Source organism: Massilia sp. Leaf139 (assembly GCF_001424165.1).
GTDB lineage: Bacteria > Pseudomonadota > Gammaproteobacteria > Burkholderiales > Burkholderiaceae_D > Telluria.
This window is the reverse complement of record NZ_LMOJ01000025.1, coordinates 214537-234381: the sequence shown is the minus strand read 5'-3', so window position 1 is coordinate 234381 and position 19845 is coordinate 214537. Positions and strand designations below refer to the sequence as shown.

Annotated in this window: 14 protein-coding genes; 3 read left to right on the top strand and 11 right to left on the bottom strand. The window is 65.4% G+C overall.

Going from position 1 to position 19845, the window contains the following annotated elements:
* Positions 1 to 161: 161 nt before the first annotated feature.
* From ASF77_RS18810 to ASF77_RS18790, 5 genes are all read right to left on the bottom strand, one after another.
* Complete coding sequence (locus ASF77_RS18810; protein WP_056342841.1) at positions 162 to 1844, bottom strand: PQQ-dependent sugar dehydrogenase; 1683 nt, start codon at positions 1842 to 1844, stop codon at positions 162 to 164.
* 125 nt (positions 1845 to 1969) lie between these two features.
* Positions 1970 to 3658 (bottom strand): M14 family zinc carboxypeptidase, encoded by a 1689-nt coding sequence (locus tag ASF77_RS18805; RefSeq protein ID WP_056342838.1) that lies wholly within the window; start codon positions 3656 to 3658, stop codon positions 1970 to 1972.
* Between the two features lie 29 nt (positions 3659 to 3687).
* Positions 3688 to 5157: an ATP-binding protein gene (locus ASF77_RS18800; protein ID WP_229445496.1), complete on the bottom strand. Its 1470-nt coding sequence runs from the start codon at positions 5155 to 5157 to the stop codon at positions 3688 to 3690.
* A 56-nt stretch (positions 5158 to 5213) separates the two neighbouring features.
* Positions 5214 to 6083: a hypothetical protein gene (locus ASF77_RS18795; protein ID WP_082493895.1), complete on the bottom strand. Its 870-nt coding sequence runs from the start codon at positions 6081 to 6083 to the stop codon at positions 5214 to 5216.
* Positions 6083 to 6730 (bottom strand): response regulator transcription factor, encoded by a 648-nt coding sequence (locus tag ASF77_RS18790; protein ID WP_229445495.1) that lies wholly within the window; start codon positions 6728 to 6730, stop codon positions 6083 to 6085. Before ASF77_RS18790 ends, ASF77_RS18795 begins: the two co-directional genes overlap by 1 nt.
* Before the next feature lie 309 nt (positions 6731 to 7039).
* Here ASF77_RS18790 and ASF77_RS18785 point away from each other — a divergent pair, with 309 nt between their 5' ends.
* The 3 genes from ASF77_RS18785 (at position 7040) to ASF77_RS18775 (ending at position 11848) form a co-directional block, all read left to right on the top strand.
* Positions 7040 to 7708, top strand: a complete 669-nt coding sequence (locus ASF77_RS18785) for an energy transducer TonB (protein ID WP_156648942.1) — start codon at positions 7040 to 7042, stop codon at positions 7706 to 7708.
* Between the two features lie 114 nt (positions 7709 to 7822).
* Positions 7823 to 10123 (top strand): M28 family peptidase, encoded by a 2301-nt coding sequence (locus ASF77_RS18780; protein WP_082493893.1) that lies wholly within the window; start codon positions 7823 to 7825, stop codon positions 10121 to 10123.
* Between the two features lie 90 nt (positions 10124 to 10213).
* Complete coding sequence (locus ASF77_RS18775) at positions 10214 to 11848, top strand: M28 family peptidase (RefSeq protein WP_056342819.1); 1635 nt, start codon at positions 10214 to 10216, stop codon at positions 11846 to 11848.
* Between the two features lie 153 nt (positions 11849 to 12001).
* Here ASF77_RS18775 and sodC read toward each other — a convergent pair whose 3' ends face one another.
* The 6 genes from sodC to rpoC form a co-directional block, all read right to left on the bottom strand.
* Positions 12002 to 12532: a superoxide dismutase family protein gene (sodC, locus tag ASF77_RS18770; RefSeq protein ID WP_056342816.1), complete on the bottom strand. Its 531-nt coding sequence runs from the start codon at positions 12530 to 12532 to the stop codon at positions 12002 to 12004.
* Positions 12533 to 12641: 109 nt separating this feature from the next.
* Positions 12642 to 13940: a type II toxin-antitoxin system HipA family toxin gene (locus ASF77_RS18765; RefSeq protein ID WP_082493892.1), complete on the bottom strand. Its 1299-nt coding sequence runs from the start codon at positions 13938 to 13940 to the stop codon at positions 12642 to 12644.
* The gene (locus ASF77_RS18760) at positions 13940 to 14173 is read right to left on the bottom strand and encodes a type II toxin-antitoxin system Y4mF family antitoxin (RefSeq protein WP_056342810.1); all 234 of its coding nucleotides are present in this window, start codon (positions 14171 to 14173) and stop codon (positions 13940 to 13942) included. Before ASF77_RS18760 ends, ASF77_RS18765 begins: the two co-directional genes overlap by 1 nt.
* A gap of 129 nt (positions 14174 to 14302) precedes the next feature.
* On the bottom strand, positions 14303 to 14866 hold the full coding sequence (locus ASF77_RS18755) for a cysteine hydrolase family protein (RefSeq protein WP_082493891.1): 564 nt from the start codon (positions 14864 to 14866) through the stop codon (positions 14303 to 14305).
* A gap of 19 nt (positions 14867 to 14885) precedes the next feature.
* A complete protein-coding gene (locus ASF77_RS18750) occupies positions 14886 to 15389 on the bottom strand; it encodes an arsinothricin resistance N-acetyltransferase ArsN1 family B (protein ID WP_056342805.1) in 504 nt (167 codons plus the stop codon).
* Positions 15390 to 15526: 137 nt separating this feature from the next.
* Positions 15527 to 19768, bottom strand: a complete 4242-nt coding sequence (gene rpoC / locus ASF77_RS18745) for a DNA-directed RNA polymerase subunit beta' (RefSeq protein WP_056342802.1) — start codon at positions 19766 to 19768, stop codon at positions 15527 to 15529.
* Positions 19769 to 19845 lie beyond the last annotated feature (77 nt).

Sequence of the window (19845 nt, the reverse complement as noted above, 5' to 3'; positions counted from 1 at the left end):
ACCTGACCGGTACGACGTAGGGTGGACGGGTTCCCCGTCCACGCGTTCAACGGACGGCTAATCGGCCGCGACAGATTTCAGGCCAAGTCAACGCGTGGACGGCAGAGCCGTCCACCATACGGCCGGCGTCGAGGCTGACACCGGCCCGCAAGCGCACTGCTTCACTTCTCCGGCGTGATCCGCCACACCACCCCGCCGCCGTCATCGACCACCAGCAGCGCACCATCCGCTGCGACTTCCACCGCCGCCGGACGGCCCCAGACGTCGCGGTCGCTCAGCACCATGCCGGTCATGAAATCCTGGTACTGCCCGGTCGGCACGCCCTTCTTCATCATCACGCGCACGACCTTATAGCCGGTGCGGATGCCGCGGTTCCAGGAGCCGTGCAGGGCGAGGAAGATCTCGCCCTCATACTCTTTCGGAAAGGCGAATTTCGCGCCCTTCGGGGCCTGGTAGACCACCATGCCGAGCGGCGCCGAGTGCGACTGGATCAGGGTGTCGGGCACGATCACCTTGTTCTTCAGGTCAGGGCGGATGCCCTTCAGGCGCGGCTCTTCGTTGGCGCCGATGTAGTACCACGGCCAGCCGTAGAAGCCGTCCTTTTTGACGCGCGTGATGTAGTCGGGCGGCAGGTTGTCGCCCAGTTCGTCGCGCTCGTTGACGCTGCAGTACAGGTCGCCCGTGGCCGGGTGCACGATCATGCCGACGCAGTTGCGCAGGCCGTTGGCGAAGGGACGGCGGTTGCGGCCATCGACGTCGAAGGCCAGCACGGCGGCGCGTTCGGTCTCTTCGCCCCAGGCGGCGCCGACGCCATATTTTGCTTCCCATTGCGCCAGCGGCTGCGGCGGCGTCGCGCCGATTTTCGCGGCGATGTTGGTGGCCGAGCCGACCGACAGCAGCATGGTCTTGCCGTCCTTCGAGAACGCGATCGTGCGCGTGACGTGGCCGCCGCTGGTGTCACTGATTTTATCCACGACGACTTCCGGCTCGCCCTTCGCTTTCAGGTCACCCACGCTGTAGGGGAAGCGCACCACCGAGTTGACGTTGGCGACGTACAGGTATTGCGGGTTCAGGCCGGCCGGCCACAGCGCCATGCCGTAAGGGCGCGACAGGCCGGTGGCGAACACGCTGCTTGTCTCGGCCTCGTCGCCGCCGTTCGAGCGCAGCACCGTGATCTGGCCCTTGGCCGCTTCGGACAGGAAGATGTCGCCGTTCGGCGCGCGCAGCGGCAGGCGCGGCTTGCCCAGGCCTTCGGCGTAGATGCCGACCTTGAAACCTTTGGGGACGGCCGGCATGGCGCCGTCGGGACGCGCAGACAGCTTCGGGCCGTTGCCGGCGCTTTCGCTGGCGAAGGGGGCGACCAGGTCGGTCGGCTTGATGTGGTGCAGGTCGCCCGGTTTGTCGAGCGTCCAGGCGGCGCGGTCGCCGGCGGCGGTCTTGGCCCCCGCGGCGGCTGCCGGTGCGGCCGCCTTGCCGCTCTGGGTGGCGAGGTAGTCGATCACGGCGGCGCGCTGCTTGGGATCGGCGACGCCGATCGGCATGGCGGTGCCGGGAACGTCCTTGTTCGGGTCGCGCAGGAAGACGTCGAGTTCTTCGCGCGTCCAGGTCTTGCCGGCCGCGCCGGCTTTCGCGAGGGCGTCGGTGTAATTGAAACCGGGGACGCCGGCGGCCTTGCGGTTGATGACGTTGAACAGGCCGGGGCCGGCGCGCGAGGACAAAGCTGAATCGACGGTGTGGCAGCTGGCGCAGTTTTGTTCGAAATAGGTTTGGCCGACGGTGGGGGCGGCAATCGCTGTGCCGGACAGGGCCAGGCAGGCGATCACAGCGGGGACGTAAATTTTCATTGGGTGTTCGTGATTGTTCGACGCATGGGATCCATGCGTTTGTGGGGCTGTTGCCTGCCCTGTTATTGGTATGTTTGATCCGCGTGGGCTCGGAGAGCCCACCCTACAGGACGCGTCGCCGATCCTTATTCGATCATGAACACCGGATAGCGGCGCCATTCGGGTTCGCGGTACTTGTCGCAGTTGGCGAAGATGAAGTCGAGGACGGCTTCCTGGTTCGACAGCAGCGCCGGATTGGCGGCTTTCCACTCGGCGAACCTGGCGGCCAGGGCCGGCTCGTCGCGCAGCAGCCGTTCGGCTTCGTCTTCGAACACGTAGTCCGAATACGCTTCCTTCTTTTCCAGCACGCTGTTGAAGAAGCCCCAGCGGAAGAAGCTGTCGTGGGCGAGCGGCTCCAGGGTTTCGACGATGTAGCGCGCCCGATCCTGGTCGAGCGGGACGATCAGGTCGCCGGCGCGCAGCAGCACGCTGGCGCGGCGCTTCTCCAGCTGCACGTCGTCGTGGAACAGGTGGCCTTCATACGCGTTCGGGCGCGACGTCACCGAGGCGATGTGGTAGTAGGCCACGTCCTGCATGCGGTCTTCTTCTACGGGTTCCAGCTCGACGCCGTTCAGTTCCAGCAGTTCGATCGCTTCGTACCAGGCCTGCGGGATGACGTAGGCTTTCGGTGCGCGCACCGTCACGTCGGCCTGGAAGCGGTTGTAGTAGGCGATGTCGCGCTCCCACGGGCTGGAACGGTCGTAGTACAGGCGCGAATAGTCGCCCAGCACGCTCGGCTTGTACTTGGCCTCGTAGCCCTTGAAGCGGAACGTGGCCGTGTTCTCTTCGTCCATGACCCAGTGGATCGGCCATTCGGCACGGGTGCGGCCTAGCGCGCGGGCGGCGCGGCGCAGTTCCTGGATGTGCGCGCCGTGCGCCACCGTAAAGGCCAGCGCCGACTCGACCAGGGCGCGCATCGACTCATAACGATCCTTGAAGGGCTTGAGCATGTGCGTCTCGGGCATGAAGCCGATCGTGTGGTGCAGGGCCGCGTAGCCGGTCGAGAAGCGCGCCGTCTCCAGGAATTCGGCGATGCCGTGATCCGGGCTGTCCTTGACCGGGTTCACATACGGGCAGGTCGGCCAGCCGCGCGCGTCCATGTCGGCGTAGATCGCAGGCAGCATGGTGCCGGTCAGGAAGGCGCCCAGCTCGCCGCCCAGCTTGTCGGCCTGGGTGTGGATCAGGGTCATGGTGTAGCTGTAGTCGGCGCCGTTGGACGTATGGGTGTCGACCATCACGTCCGGATCCCAGGCCGTGAACAGGTGGTTGAAGACGCGCGCGGTCAGGGTGTCGCACTTGACGAAGTCGCGGTTCAGGTCGAGGTGGCGGCTGTTGCCGCGGAAGCCGAACTGCTCCGGGCCATCCTGGTTCACGCGCGAGGTGTCGGCGCGGTTGATGCTGCCGTCGACGTTGTACAGCGGGACGAACAGGAACACGGTCTGGCCCAGCGCGGCCAGGCGCTCGGGCTGGGTGCAGAAATCGCGCACCAGCGCCATGCAGGCGTCGACGCCTTCCGGTTCGCCCGGGTGGATGCCGTTATTGTTGAAGAAGACCGGACGCTTCGCCGCCTTGATCGACGCGATGTCGAAGACCCCGTCGGCGCTGACCACGCCGGCGTGGATCGGCAGGCCCGCGTCCGAGATGCCGACCATGTCGAACCACAGCACGGACGGGTAGCGGCGGGCGAGGTCTTCATACCAGGCGATGCACTCGGCATGGGTGGTGGTCTGGTTCTGGTTGCCCAGTTCGTAGGGAGTCTTCAATGCGTTCGACATGATGGATGCGGGGAGGTTGAGCCAAGCCGCTACGATACCGCAGATGCGCCCGATGGTGGCAACCCATCCAGTGGCAGCGCAATCGCCAGGGTCGTGCCCCGCCCCGGCGCCGAGCGCACGGCGATCGTGCCGCGCAGCGCATACACGCGCTCGCGCATGCCGATGATGCCGATGCCTTCGGAGCTGCTGGCCGGGTCGAAGCCCTGGCCATTGTCCTCGATCTCGATGCGCAGCAGGCCGCCGGCGGCGTCGAGCACCAGCGTCACCTCGGCCGCCGTGGCGCCGGCGTGCTTCATGATGTTCGACAGCGCTTCCTGCACGATGCGGTAGGCGGAGATAGCCAGCTCGTTGCCCAGCTTCGAAAAATCCCCGTCCGAATGGAAGGAGAAGCGGCAGGCGGCGCTTTCGTAATGGCGCAGCATCTCCTCGACCGCGCCGTGCAGGCCGAGCATGTCGAGCACCTCGGGCCGCAGGCGCCGCACCAGGCGCCGGCCGTTGGCGTACAGGTCGAGCGCGAGCTTGGTGATCGCATGCGCCTTGTTACGGATCTCCTCGACTTCCGCCCCCGGCTGGGCTTTATTGGCCAGCATGCCGATGCTTTGCGCTTCCAGGCGCACGGCGATCAGGGAGGCGTTCAGTTCGTCATGGATCTCGACAGCGATGCTTTTGCGCTCGTCCTCGATGATGCTGTTGACCTTCTGGATCAGTTTTCTCTTGTCGGCGTCGGCGCGCAGCGCCTCGTTGCGCGATTCGACCAGGTCGCGCGTGCGCGCAGCCACCTTGTTTTCCAGATCCTGAGTCGACTGGTCGAGCGCGACCGACATCTCGCCGATCGAGGCCTGCAATTCTCCGACTTCGCCGCCGGTCGTCACCGGCAGCTCGACCCGGTACTGGCCGCCGCGGATGGCACGCAGCGCGCCAATCGCTTCCTTGAGCGGCATGGTCAGCGAGCGCGCCAGCACCCAGGCCAGCACGCCGCTCGCCACCAAGGCCAGCGCCGCCATCGCCAGCTCGATGCGAAAGCGCCTGGCCTGCTTGTCCAGCATGTTCGAGGGCGACATGCGCACCTGCACCGCGCCGACGATCTCAGTGGTGAGCGTGGGCGGACGTGCGTCGCTCGAGGCCGAGACGTGCGGAGTGCCGTTGTCCGTGAACAGGTTGATCCAGACGACCTGCTTGCGGATCGGCGCTTCGTAGTAATGCGGCTCGGCGTCCTGCGCCGTCTCGGAGGTCACGCGCAGCGCGCGCTTGCCGGCGGCGTCGACCACGTCGACCCGGAAGATGCTCCTATCCGACTGCACCAGGCCGTTGATCGTCAGACGCAGGTCGGTGAGATTGCCGGAAATGACGTTGTACTCGCTGGTCTCGGCCAGCGCGCGCGCCAGGATGCGGCCGCGCTCCGACAGCTCCTCGGCCACCTGGGCGCGGTGCGCGTACCAGGAATACCAAACGAAGGCGGTGAACAGGAACACCACCGGCAGCATGGTAATGAAGGCCATGCGCAGGCCGATGCTCCAGCTGCGCCAAAATTGCAAACTCGGCCAACCAGGGAGGCTCATGGCCGCGCGCGCGCAAAGCGGCGCGCCTCCTCGCTCACGGCGATGTCGAGCGAGCGGGCGACGCCCTCGTTGATCGCGGTGCGGAAGTAATGCGGGAACTGCGGCGGCGGCAGCTCGCCCGTGGCGACGAAGCGCGCCGCCATCTCTGCCGCCTGGGCGTTGATGTCCTCGATGTCGGAATAGGTCGTGGCCAGCGCGCCGACCTTGACCATGTCGGCCGAGAAGCCGATCACGCCCTGCTTGCGGCGGTAGGTCGAAAGCAGGATGTTGCGGATGTTTTCCGGGTTGTAGATGGCGCTGTCGGGCAGCGCCAGCAGCACCTCGCTGCGGCCGGTGCGCGCCAGCAGGTCGCCGACGTCGTCGTCGCGCTTGGCCTGCAACACCTCGGCCTGGCCGGCCAGCGCCGGCAGCAGGAAGCCGGTCTCGGGGCCGAGAATGGCCGCCACCCGCACCGGCCGCCGGTAGAGCAGCGTGGCCAGTCGCACCTGGTCGGCGGGCGCCGGCTCGGCATACACCGCCGTCATCCCCTTCGCGCGCGCGGGCGGCAGATCCGCGACGATCGAACGCCAGACCTGGCTCGAGGTAAAGGTGGCGATGACGACGCAATCGCAGCGGCGCGCGGCGGCCTGGCGCAGCGCGTCCGGGCCGATGGCGACCAGCACCAGGCGCCGGCGCTGGGCCAGCTCGGTGCGGAAGGCGGCGAAGGTCGGCACCAGGCGTTTATACAAATCCTCGGCGATGCGGGTGGTGGTGCCGCTGGTGTCGCCGGTGACGATCTGGAAGCGGTAGCCGGGCGTCTCCGGCGGCGCGGCCAGGGCGGCGCTGGCGATGAAGGCGAGCCCCGCCGCCAGCGCGCGCAGGCGCATCAAGGCTGGATCAGGCCATATTTCACGGCCAGCTTGGTGATGTGGGCCTGGCGCTCCACGCCCAGCTTTTCCTTGATCGACTGGCTGGTGTTGCTGATGGTTTTAGTCGACAGGTTCAGCTTCTCGGCGATCTCGCCATTGGTCAACCCCTCGGCCATCAGCTTGAAGATCTCGAGGCCTCGCTCATCGAGCTGCGACTGGGGCGACACGTCGCCGCGCACGGCGATGCTGGCCAGGCGCTCGGCGATCTGCGGCGGGAAGTACAGCTTGCCGGCTTGGGCCTGGCGAACCGCGGCGGCCAGGTCGGCCGGGTCGCAATCCTTGGTGACGAAGGCGTGGGCGCCGATGCGGTAGGTTTCCTTGATCAGGCTGTCCTGGTCGAACTGGCTGAGGAAGACCACCTTGGCCTGCGGGTCGGCGCGCAGGATGTTGTGCGCGGCGTCGAGGCCCGTCAGTTCGGTGCCGAAGCGGATGTCGAGCACGACGACGTCGGGCTTGTGCTGGGCGTACAGCGCCACTGCTTCCTCGGGGGTGCGCGCCTGGGCGACGACGTCCATGCCCTCGGCCGCGAGCGACATCGCAAAGCCCGTCATCACGATCGGGTGGTCGTCGGCCAGCATGACGCGGATGGGTTGTTGCTTGCTCACTCTAGTCTCCGTTCCTTACATCTGCTTACCAATGACTGGCAGCTATGTGTGCCAATGGACAGAATGATCATTGGGCCTGGGAGGATTATTTCATACAACGCGCCCCGAGGCGAGGGGTTGCTTGCCTCGCAGCGGGGGCGCCAATGCTCCCCCGCAACCCCGTCTGGCATTCACAATTACCAAGAAAACGCTTTACTAATTGCTATCTCATGGCATATATTGTTTCTACGCTTTAGAAAACGGCAGCACTTCCGACAGTAAAAGGCCCCGCGTTCCATGCGGCGGGGCACGACAACAAAGGAGATCGCCATGCACTTCTCATCCATGCCCCATGACGGCGGCAGCAAGGCCGGCAAGTTCGCCCTTGTCGCCGGCCTGCACGCCCTGATCGCCGTCGGTGTCGTCAACATGATGAACAACAAGGTCATCTCGATGCCGTCCCTGCCCCAGGACTTCACCGTCTTCATGACACCGGAACCGGTGCGCCCGCCCGAGCCGCCACCGGAGCCGCCGACCGTCACGCCGAAAGTCGCGCCGCCGCAGATCGTGGTGCCGAAGCTCGAGGTCGACGTGCCGCCGCCGCCCATGGACAACCCGCTGCAGACCACGACCGAGGTGCCGCCCGTGCAGGAGCGGGCGCAGCCGGCCCAGGCCGAAGTGGCGCCCCAGCCGACCACGCCTTCGGCCAACAGCGGCGCCATGCGCAGCGCGGTGCTGGCCGATGCCGACGGCTGCGTCAAGCCGAACTATCCGGCGAGCGCGGCGCGCAATGGCGAGACCGGCACGGTGACGCTGGCGCTGCTGGTCGGTGCCGACGGCCGCGTGACCGATTCGCGCATCAAGAAGTCGAGCGGCTCGCGAGAACTCGACCGCGCCGCGGTGAGCGCCCTTAGCCTGTGCCAATTCAAGCCGGCGATGAACAACGGCGTGCCCGAAGCCGGCTGGGGACAGATCGCCTACGTCTGGACGCTCGACTAAGTTCTACTTTTCCGTTTCAACCCCGCCACCCCTCAGCCTGGCGGGTTTTTTTGTGCCTGCGTTTTGCCCGGCAGGCTCCCGTTCGGCCTTTTATTACGAAAAGGATGCGGTTCCATGTTCTCCGATTCAGTCCAGCCTTCCCGCGCCGGTCTCGCCGCGGCATTTGTTTTGATCGCCGCCCTGGCCTGGCTGGTGCTGCACTCCGGTCAGGTGCCGCGTCCCGCACCCGCGCCCGTGAATGCGCCAGCGACGCAGTTCTCGGCCGCGCGCGCCGGCGCCGACCTGGAGGCGCTGGCGCGCGCGCCGCGTCCGATCGCCAGCAGCGCCAACCACGCGGCGCGTGCCTGGCTGCTGGATCGCCTGCGCGCCCTGGGCCTGGAGCCGCAGGTGCAGCGCGCCCTCGTGCAGAAGAACTACCTCGACTACAACGCCAACGTCGAAGCGACGATGGGCGTGGTACACAACGTGCTGGTGCGCCTGCCGGGCACGGCGCCCGAGCGCGCGCGCCGATCCAGCCTGCTGCTGGCGGCGCACCTCGACAGCGCTCCCGCCACCTTGGGCGCCAGCGACGCGGCGCCGGTGGCGGCCCTGCTCGAAACCCTGCGCGCGCTGCGCGCCGGTGCGCCGCTGGCGAACGACATCATCGTGCTGTTCGCCGACGGCGAGCGGGTCGGCAGCCTCGGCATGCAGGCCTTCGCCGAGCAGCATCCGTGGGCACGCGAGGTCGGACTGGCGCTGCGCTTCGACAGCGGCGGCAGCGGCGGGCCGCTCACGCTCTACAACACGTTCGATGCGAATGCGGCCGCGATCGGCGGCTGGCTGCGTGCGGCGCCTGATATTTCCGGCTCGTCGCTGATGCACGAGATCCACCAGCTCGCTCCTGGCGCGCTGCGCCTCGGCGCCCTCGATCGTCTCGGCGTGCCGGTGCTGCAGTTCGCGCACACCGGCCGTCCGTTCGGACGCGAGCGCGCGCTGGATACGCCGCAGCGCTTCGAGCGCGCCACGCTGCAGCAGATGGGAGAAACGATGCTGCGCCTGGCGGATGCATTCGGCGCCGCCCGCATCGACCCGCAGCCGTCGACCGGCCGGGTAGTCTTCGCGCTGCCGCTGGTCGGCACGGTGCACTACGGCGCCGCGCTGGTCTGGCCCATGACGGGCCTGGCCTGCCTGCTGCTGGCGGGTGCCTGCATCGCGGCGCGGCGCGCCGGCCTGGACTGGGTCGCGCTGGCGCAGGCGCTGTTCGTCGTGCCCGCGCTCGCGGTGGCGCTCGGTATCCTGGCCTGGCAATTGTGGCTGCACGCGCCCGGCCTGCACCGCGTGTGGAATCCGGCAGCGCCGACGCACGGGCCGCATGCCCTGCTCTACCTGGCGGCCGTGTGCGCGCTGTGCGCCGCCGGCTACATCGCCGGCCAGCGCCTGTTGCAGCGGGCGACGGGCCTAGCGGCGCCGATGCTTATCGGCCTGGGCGCGCTGGTGCTGGTGCTGCTGCTGGCTAGCTGGCTTGCGCCCGGCGCCGCCTACCTGGTCGCGTGGCCGCTGCTGGCGGCGCTGGCCGCGTTCGCCGTACTGCATGCGCGCCGGGTTGCGGCATGGCCGCCGGCGGCGCGCCTGCTCGTGCTGCTGGCCGGCGTGCTGCCGGCCGTGCTCCTCGTGCCGCCGGCGCTGCGCGACAGCTTCATGGTGCTCTCCCCCAGCCGCATGAACCTGCCAGTGGCGATGCTGATGCTGCTGCTTGCCGTGGCGACGCCGCTGCTGGTGTACACGCGGCGCTATGCCGTGCGTCCGCTGCTGGCGGCCGGCCTGGTCGGCCTGGTGCTGGCCGGCGGCGCCGCCGAATTCAGCGAAGCGCCACCGCTGCGCGCGGACGCGCTCGTGTATTACAAGGACATGCCGAGCTGGGACGCCTACTGGCTCCATCCGGACGGGCTGCTCGACGACTGGGGCAAGAAACTGTTCGCCAACCTGAAAGAGCCGCATGTCTTCGTGAACGTGTTCGGCTGGGAGAGCCCGCGCCAGTGGTACGCCTGGGCGCCGCGCGACGGCTTGAAGTTTCCCCTCACGCGCATCCTGCACTACCCCAGGGGAGCGACCCGGCATGCCGACTTCACGCTGGTGTCTGAGAACCGGGCGCCGGAGATTCGCCTGCAAATCAACGGCGCGCGCCCGACGCGGGTGACGCTCAACGGACGCACCCTACTCGACAAGGAAGCCAAGACCTTGAACGTGACCTTGTACGGGATGGAGGACAGCCTGCTGCGCTTCCGGATCGCGGTGCTGTCCGATCCGATCTATAACGTGCGCATCGAGGAGGTGCTGCCCGGGGTGCCCGAAGGACTGCTGCCGGCGCGGCCGGCGGCCGCGCTGATCCCGCAGAGCGGGCGCTCGATCGCGGCCGATACGCTGTGGTTTTATTAGGGCGCTCGGACGACACGCATGGACTACAATGTTGCGCGCACCGCGCGTGCGCCTCCATCAACGCCTCTATCAACTTCGCAGCAGGATTCCATGCACAAGATCGTCTCCGCCGTCGTCCTCACCACCCTCGCCAGCAGCCTGGCCGTCGCTTATCCCGCGCATGCCGCACCGAAGGCGCCCGCCGCCGTCGTCAAGGAAGCGCCGCTGCGCGGCCACCTGTCCTTCCTCGCCTCGGACGCCCTCGAGGGCCGCGGCACCGGCCAGCGCGGCGGAGAATTGACCGTCGCCTATCTGGAAGCGCAGGCGCTGGCCGCGGGCCTCAAGCCCGCGAACGGCACCAGCTTCCGCCAGGAGGTCAAGATCGCGGGCGTGCGTCCGCTGCCGCAGCAGAGCAATGTGGCGATTGTCGCCGGCGGCCAGGCGCTGCCGCTGAACTTCGGCGCCGACTGGGTCTGGGCGCCGGGCGACGCCAAGCCTGAGCACAGCATGGATGCGGAACTGGTCTTCGTCGGCTACGGCATCACCGCGCCCGAAGAAGGCTGGAACGACTATAAGGGCCTGGACGCCAAGGGCAAGATTTTGGTCATGACGGTCAACGACCCGGCGCCGACCGCCGCGGAGCCGAAGCGCTTCAATGGCGCCGGCCTCACCTTCTACGGCCGCTGGACGTACAAGCTGCAGGAAGCGGCGCGCCAGGGCGCGGCCGGCGTCCTGCTGATCCACACCGACGCCTCGGCCTCCTACGGCTGGAGCGTGGTGCAGAACAGCTGGGCCGCCGCCGAGCGTTTCCAGCTCGCCGACGCCGACCTCGGCACCGGTATGCAGGGCTGGCTGACCGACGCCGCTGCACGCAAGCTGTTCGCGGCAGCCGGCCAGGATCTCGATAAACTGCGCGCCGCAGCCGAAGACAAGGCTTTCAAGCCGGTCACCCTGAACGCGCGCGTAAAGGGCGAGACCCGCGCGGCGATCCGTACGCTGAGCGAGTACAACGTGGCCGGCGTCGTGCCGGGCACCGATCCGAAATTGAAGGACGAAGTCGTCATCTACAGCGCCCACTGGGATCACATGGGCAAGCAAGGGACGGAAGGCGACACCATCTTCAACGGCGCCGTCGACAATGCCTCGGGCACGGCGGGCCTGCTGGCGATGGCGCAGGAAGCTTCGCGCAACCCGGCCAAGCGTTCGCAGATGTTCCTGTGGGTGGCGGCCGAAGAGCAGGGCCTGCTCGGCAGTGCCGCCTACGCCGCCCGTCCGCTGTGGCCGGCCGCGAAGACCGCCGCCAACCTGAACCTGGACAGCCTGAACTTCGTCGGCGAGGCGAAAGACATCGGCGTGCAGGGCAGCGAGCGCACGGACCTGGGCGCGATGGCCGCCGCCACGGCGAAAGCCATGGGCCTGACGGTGGCGCCAGCGAAGCCGGATCTGGCCGGCGGCTACTTCCGCAGCGATCACTTCAGTTTTGCCAAGGCCGGTATCCCCGCCTTCTCGGTCGGCGGCGGCAGCGCCTGGGTGCGTGACGTCGAGGCGAACAACGCCAAAGCGAAAGCCTATCGCGCGCGCTACCACCAGGTGAACGACGAATACGATCCGAGCTGGGATCTGACCGGCATGGTGCAGCAGGCGCAGTTCACGCTGAACCTGGGCCGCATGGTGGCCGATTCGCCGACCATGCCGAAGTGGAAGGCGGGCGACGCCTTCGGCAAGATCCGCGCCGCGGCGAAGTAAACGAAACCGGCCAGTCATCTTTGACCGGCCGGTTTGTTTTTGTAGGGTGGGCACTCCGTGCCCACGCGGTACGGCCTATGCAGATGGCACGCTCCGGAACACCTGCAAATGTTGAAATATTATTTCGCCGGCGTTTGCCGATGAAATCTTATTTCACTGAATAATCCCGCACATAATCCGCGCCCCACCACCGCCCAAGGGCGCCGGATGATCCGCATGATTATCCCCACCCGCGTGCACCATCAACGCCTTGCCTTTTACGTCCGCCAGCTTCTTCAGGCGTGGCGCCAGCACCGGATTGTTCGCCGCCCCGGCGCTCTCCACATACAGCGCCGGCAGGTCGCCGATATGCCCATCGCCCCACGGCAGCCCGTGCTTCTTGCTCTTGGTCGTATCCAGATGCCCGCCCGCTGCGCCCGCCGGCACCGGCTTGCCATCCTTCTGGTTCGTGTCGCAGCTGCCGTTCTCGTGCACGTGGAAGCCATGCACGCCCGCCGGCAGGCCGGTCAGCGCCGGGGTGAACACGAGACCATACTTGGTTTCGCTGATGGTCACCGTGCCGCCCGACTGGCCGACGCCAGCGTCCGACACCGCATTCATCGTCGCCTTCATCTCGGCCGCATGCACGGCCGCCGCGGCCCAGGTCGAACTCAGCACCAGCGCGCAGATCCATTGAGCTTTCATGTCACTTCCTTTCAGTCATCCGGTTTTTGAACGAGACCAACTCCACCGCCGAGTGTAGAACATTCGGAACGATAAGGGAGCCCGGCTGGCGCTTGCCGGCAAGGCTGCGTTAGCGCTCCGTGCCCGCGAAGCGCTTGGCCATCCGCGTCGCGATGGACGTGATGCGCTGCGTGAGCCGCTCGGCCATGACCGCGTTATTGAAATCCAGGCCCGAGCCGATCTCGGCGGCGGCTGCGGGAAGCGCTTCGATGACATGCTGCGCGACCTCGAGCGCCAGCTTTTGCAGGTAGCGCACGTTGACACCCAGCGATCTGGCCAGCTCGGCGAGATGCGCGTCGGTGAGTTGGCCCGGCTCGGACTCGCCCGCAATCGCGAACGCGAAGTGGTTCGAGAGCCCGGGATAAATCCGGGTGCACATCAGGTCATAGAACGGTGCAAGGCGCAGTCCCTGCGGCGTGGCGAGCAAGGCGATGTTCTTGGCATGTGAGTCGTTATTCCCCACACACAGATTGAAGAACAGCCAGCGCAGCAGATGGCGCCGGTCGACCGCCGGCTGCACCGACAGGGCGAGCTTGTCGTAGCAATCCTTGAAGGTCGGCCCGCCTTCGTGCTCGTACTTCACGCCCGACGGCACGCCTAGCAGCTGGCAGAAGTCAGCCTGCCACAGGCGGCGCAGCGTGCCGTCGGCCTGGCGCACGCGGTCGTAGCGTTCGACCAGACAGGCTTGCGCGACCGTCTGGTAGGTGACGGGCGCGGTCGGCAAGCCGCACAGGACGGCCACGCGCATCACGATGGCCTCGTTGACAGACGAGGCAAAGGCCTTGATGTCGGGGCGCTGGATATCGGGTTTCAGGATGTGCGTGGACGGCGCATTGCCCATCGGACGGAAGGGATTGCCCGCCGCGTCGAGATACAGCACCATCTTGAACTGCGCGCCCGACATCGATATGCGCGGCTTGGGCATGTCTTGCGCGGCTCGCTCGATGGCCTTGCGCTCGTCGGACTGGGCGCCATCGTCGTGCACCAGCACGCGCACCTGTTCCCAGCTCAGCGCCTGGTAGACCGGCGCCTGCGGCGTTTCTCCTTCGGGCACCAGCGTGAACGCCCCCGCGCTCTCGCCGCCCACCCGGGCCAACAGGCCGAAAACAGTACTGACCTGTTCGCGCATGCTGATGGCGGTGCGCTGATCTCCCTCGGGCAGGAGATTCTCGAAGAAGGCGGCGACATACGGAGAATCGAGCATGCCGCCGGCGAGCGGCAGCTCGGGGTGGATCGGCGCCGCGCCTGGCGTCGCCATCCACGCTTCGCTGTAGGAAAACGCGAGAGGTTCGGTATTGTGGAGCGTGCCCACCAACCCGTCGGGGCCGTAGACCCATAAGGCCCTGGGGACGGGAGCGCGCGTCGCCATCAGACTTTCTTCCTGGCGCTCAGTTCCACCCCCAGCAGGCTCAGCACGTCGAGCACCTTCTTGATCTGCAGCGTTTCCTTGCCGCGCTCGAGGTCGATGACAAAACGATTGCTGAGACCAGCAAGTCCGGCGACATCGAGCTGGGTCAGCCCTTGTTCCTTGCGAATCTGCCGAACCAGCTCGCCCAACTCGGCGGTCGAGCTCAATTTGGTGGGTTGTTCCAGACTGTTCATATGCATCCAATGTGAGGGATCACTCACATTTTAGCACTGGGAATCCTAACAAGTCTTAAAAGTGAGGGATCGCTCACTTTTGCTTATTTAGCGGTCATCCATTGTGAAAAAGTGAGGGAGCGCTCACATTCATGACGCCGCATATGGCTGACGTTCGAGGAGGGCTTGCGTATGTTTGATTGCCGCATATTCTCCGTCCAGGTTCGCCAGCGCCATCGCATGCACCTCGTCCGCGCTGCGCTGCACGCCGGCATAGTCGCGCATGGCGAAAGCGAAGCTCGCATCGGCGACCACCGTCGTCTTGAATCCCAGATTGCCGGCCGTGCGCGCACTGCCCTCCACCGAATTATTGGTGCTGACGCCGACCAGCACGAGCGCGTCGATCCCGCGTACCCGCAGCCAGCGTTCCAGTCCGGTATTGATGAAAGCATCCGGTACATTCTTCTCGACGACGTGCTCGTGCGGCAGCGGCTGCAAGGCATCCTGGAACTCGACCCCGGCCTGGCCCGGCGCGAAGGGAGAGGCCGACGAGCGCGAGATGTGACGCACGTGCACGATTTCGGCGCCGGCGGTTCTCCAGGCGTGTAAGAGCCGGGCGATGTTGTCCTCCGCCTGCGGATTGTTGCGGCTGCCGGCAGCGGGATTCGCCATGCCCTTCTGCATATCGATGATGATGAGGCAGGGTGTGTTCACGTGTTCCACCTTTATGCAATCAGTTGAGTTTCAGCTGCCAATAGCCGACATCGATCCAGCGCCCGAATTTCAGTCCGACTTCGCTGAAGTGCGCCACCTTGGTAAAACCCAGCCGCTCGTGCAGGCGCACGCTCGCTTCGTTCGGCTGCGCGATACCGCCGATGACGAGGTGCAGATCGCGCCCGCGCAGCTCGGCCAGCAGGGCCTCATACAGCACCGTGCCGGCGCCCTTGCCGGCATAGTCCGGATCAAGATAGACCGAGCTCTCGACGGCGAAGCGATAGGCGGCGCGCACGCGCCATTTGGTGGCGTAGGCGTAGCCGATCAGCTTGTCATCCTCGATCATGACGAGCCAAGGCAGATGTGCAGCAAGCACGTCGCCAATGCGCTGGGCCATGTCGGCGGGAGTGACCGGTTCCTCTTCGAACGAAATCGTCGTCGTCGCGATGTAGTGGTTGTAGATGGTGCAGATGCGCTCGGCATCGTGGACAGTGGCGGGGCGGATCGTTCTGGTCGATGTCATTGCGGAGCAAGCTCGTCAAAGGATGTTCGATAGGCAACTACGGCCATGGTAACGCGCTTCGAGCCGAGGAGCTAACGATTCGTACGGACGAAAAAAACGGCACCCGAAGGTGCCGTTCTTGTTCAGCTAGCTACTGATTACTCAGCGTCGCCGTGATGCTCAGTCGTCTGCGCCTGAGCCTGGTCTTCCATCGCCTGCAGTTCGGCAGCCATATTGGCCTTCTCCTGCTGCAGCAGTGCCTGGCGCTCTTCCGCCTCCCACACTTCCTTCTCCTTGCGGGCGCGGTGGAATGCCAGACCGGTACCGCCAGGAATCAGGCGGCCGACGATGACGTTTTCCTTCAGGCCGCGCAGGCCGTCGCGCTTGCCCATGATCGCCGCTTCGGTCAGCACGCGGGTGGTTTCCTGGAACGATGCGGCCGAGATGAACGAATCGGTCGACAGCGATGCCTTGGTAATACCCAGCAGCACGTTCTCGTAGGTCGCTTGCAGTTTGCCTGCGGCTTCCATACGATCGTTCTCTTCCAGCAGCTCCGAACGCTCCACCTGCTCGCCGACGATGTAGTCGGTGTCGCCGGCTTCGACGATCGAGACGCGGCGCAGCATCTGGCGCACGATGACTTCGATGTGCTTGTCGTTAATCTTGACGCCCTGCAGACGATAGACGTCCTGCACTTCGTCGACGATGTAACGGGCCAGCGCTTCGATACCCAACAGGCGCAGGATGTCCTGCGGATCGGCCGGGCCGTCGACGATCATCTCGCCCTTGTTCACGACTTGGCCATCGTGCACCAGCACTTGCTTGTCCTTGGTGATCAGGAACTCGTGCTTGTTGCCGTCCATGTCCGTGATTTCCAGACGCTGCTTGCCCTTCGTTTCCTTACCGAAGGCAACCGTACCGGTGACTTCGGCCAGCATGCCCGCGTCTTTCGGCGAACGTGCTTCGAACAGTTCGGCAACGCGTGGCAGACCACCCGTGATGTCACGGGTCTTCTGCGATTCGGTCGGGATACGTGCCAGCACTTCACCCACCGAAACAGCCTGGCCGTCCTTCACCATGATCAGCGCGCCGACCTGGAAACCGATCGTCACGGCGTGTTCGGTGCCGGCGATCTTGACTTCCTGGTTCTCGTCGTTCAGCAGTTTCACCTGCGGGCGCAGCACCTTGCCCGAACCGCGGCGCTTCGGATCGATCGCGACCAGGGTCGACAGACCGGTCACTTCATCGACCTGGCGAGCGACGGTGACGCCCTCTTCCACGTTCTCGAAGCGGATCGTACCGGCGTACTCGGTAATGATCGGACGGGTCAGCGGATCCCAGGTTGCCAGGGCGGTGCCGGCTTTCACCTGCATGCCGTCCTTGACGATCAGGGTCGCGCCGTACGGCACCTTGTGGCGCTCGCGCTCGCGGCCGTGGTCGTCCGTGATCAGGACTTCGCCCGAACGCGAGATGACGATCTGCGAACCCTTGCCGTTGGTGACGTAACGCATGGTCGCCGTGAAGCGCACCGTGCCGTTCGACTTGGCTTCGACCGACGAGGCCACTGCCGCACGCGATGCCGCACCACCGATGTGGAAGGTACGCATGGTCAGCTGGGTACCCGGCTCACCGATCGACTGTGCTGCCACGACACCGACCGCTTCGCCGCTGTTGACCAGCATGCCGCGGCCGAGGTCACGGCCGTAGCACTTGGCGCACAGGCCGTAGCGCGTGTCGCAGTTCAGCGGCGTACGCACCTTCACTTCGTCGATGCCGACGCGTTCGATCTCTTCGACCATGTCTTCGTCCAGCAGCGTGCCGGCTTCGTACAGGGTCTCTTGCGTTTCCGGATTGACGATGTCGGTACCGGCGACGCGGCCGAGGATACGGTCGCGCAGCGGCTCGATGACTTCACCGCCTTCGACCATCGCCTTCATGTGCGTGCCGTTGCTGGTGCCGCAATCGTCCTCGATCACCACCAGATCCTGGGTCACGTCGACCAGGCGGCGGGTCAGGTAACCCGAGTTCGCGGTCTTCAGCGCGGTGTCGGCCAGACCCTTACGGGCGCCGTGCGTCGAGATGAAGTACTGCAACACGTTCAGGCCTTCGCGGAAGTTCGCGGTAATCGGCGTTTCGATAATCGAGCCGTCCGGCTTCGCCATCAGACCACGCATACCGGCCAGCTGGCGAATCTGGGCTGCCGAACCACGGGCGCCCGAGTCGGCCATCATGTAAATCGCGTTGAACGATTCCTGGGTGCCTTCGGTGCCGTCACGCTTGGTGACCGGTTCCACTTTCAGCTGATCCATCATCGCCTTGCCGACTTCATCGGAGGTCTTGCCCCAGATGTCGACGACCTTGTTGTAACGCTCGCCGGCGGTGACCAGACCCGAAGCGTACTGCTGCTCGATCTGCTTCACTTCCGCTTCAGCGGTCGCGATCATGCCCTTCTTGACGTCCGGGATCATCATGTCGTCGACGGCGATCGAGATACCGGCGCGCGTCGCCAGGCGGAAGCCCGACTGCATCAGCTTGTCGGCAAACACGACGGTCGCACGCAGGCCGCACTTGCGGAACGACGTGTTGATCAGCTTCGAGATTTCCTTTTTCTTCAGCGCGCGGTTCAGCACCGAGAACGGCAGGCCTTTCGGCAGGATCTCGGAGAGGATCGCACGGCCGACGGTGGTCTCGTAGCGCGTGACGGTACGGTCGAAGTCGCCTTCGGCGTTCTTCGGGAATTCGACGATACGCACGGTGATGCGGGTCGCCAGTTCGACTTCCTTGTTGTCGTACGCGCGGATGACTTCCGACACGTCCGGGAACAGCATGCCCTCGCCCTTGGCGTTGATCGCCTCGCGCGTCGCGTAGTACAGACCCAGCACGATATCCTGCGACGGCACGATCGACGGCTCGCCGTTCGACGGGAACAGGATGTTGTTCGACGCCAGCATCAGGGTACGCGCTTCCATCTGCGCTTCGATCGACAGCGGCACGTGGACTGCCATCTGGTCACCGTCGAAGTCGGCGTTGAACGCCGCGCAGACCAGCGGGTGCAGCTGGATCGCTTTACCTTCGATCAGCACCGGCTCGAACGCCTGGATACCGAGACGGTGCAGGGTTGGTGCACGGTTCAGCATCACCGGGTGTTCCTTGATGACGTCCTCGAGGATGTCCCAGACCACCGGTTCCTGGATTTCGACCAGTTTCTTCGCCGCCTTGATGGTCGTTGCCAGACCCATCAGTTCGAGCTTGTTGAAGATGAACGGCTTGAACAGTTCCAGGGCCATCAGCTTCGGCAGGCCGCACTGGTGCAGTTTCAGCTGCGGGCCGACCACGATGACCGAACGGCCCGAGTAGTCGACGCGCTTGCCCAGCAGGTTCTGACGGAAACGGCCGCCCTTACCCTTGATCATTTCAGCCAGCGACTTCAGCGGACGCTTGTTGGCGCCGGTCATCGCTTTGCCGCGACGGCCGTTGTCCAGCAGCGAGTCGACCGCTTCCTGCAGCATGCGCTTTTCGTTACGCGTAATGATTTCCGGCGCGCGCAGCTCCATCAGGCGCTTCAGGCGGTTATTACGGTTGATGACGCGGCGATACAGGTCGTTCAGGTCGGAGGTCGCGAAACGGCCGCCATCCAGCGGGACGAGCGGACGCAGCTCCGGCGGCAGAACCGGGAGCACTTCCATGATCATCCAGTCAGGCTTGATGCCCGAACGCTGGAACGCCTCGAGCACTTTCAGGCGCTTGGCGTATTTCTTGATTTTCGCTTCGGACTTCGATTCCTTCAGTTCCACGCGCAGGGCTTCGGCATCGCGGTGGATGTCGATCGAGCGCAGCAGTTCACGGATACCTTCGGCGCCCATGTAGGCGGTGAAGTCGTCGCCGTACTCTTCGTACTTGGCGGCGTAATCGTCTTCCGACATGATCTGGCACTTCTTCAGCGGGGTCATGCCAGGATCGGTGACCACATATGCTTCGAAGTACAGGACGCGTTCGATATCGCGCAGCGTCATGTCGAGCACCATGCCCAGACGCGACGGCAGCGACTTCAGGAACCAGATGTGCGCGGTCGGCGAGGCCAGTTCGATGTGCCCCATGCGCTCACGGCGCACTTTAGCGAGCGTGACTTCGACGCCGCACTTTTCGCAGATGACGCCGCGGTGCTTCAGGCGCTTGTACTTGCCGCACAGGCATTCGTAATCCTTGATCGGGCCAAAGATCTTGGCGCAGAACAGGCCGTCACGCTCCGGCTTGAAGGTACGGTAGTTGATGGTCTCGGGCTTCTTGACTTCACCGAACGACCACGAACGAATTTTTTCGGGCGACGCCAGGCCAATCTTGATGGCGTCGAAGCTTTCATTTTGCTGTACTTGCTTGAATAGATCGAGCAGTGCTTTCATGTATCACTCCAGAGGTGACTAAATTTCTATTTCGGAACGCGCGCTTTGCAGCAGCGCGTCCCAAACCAATCGGGTAA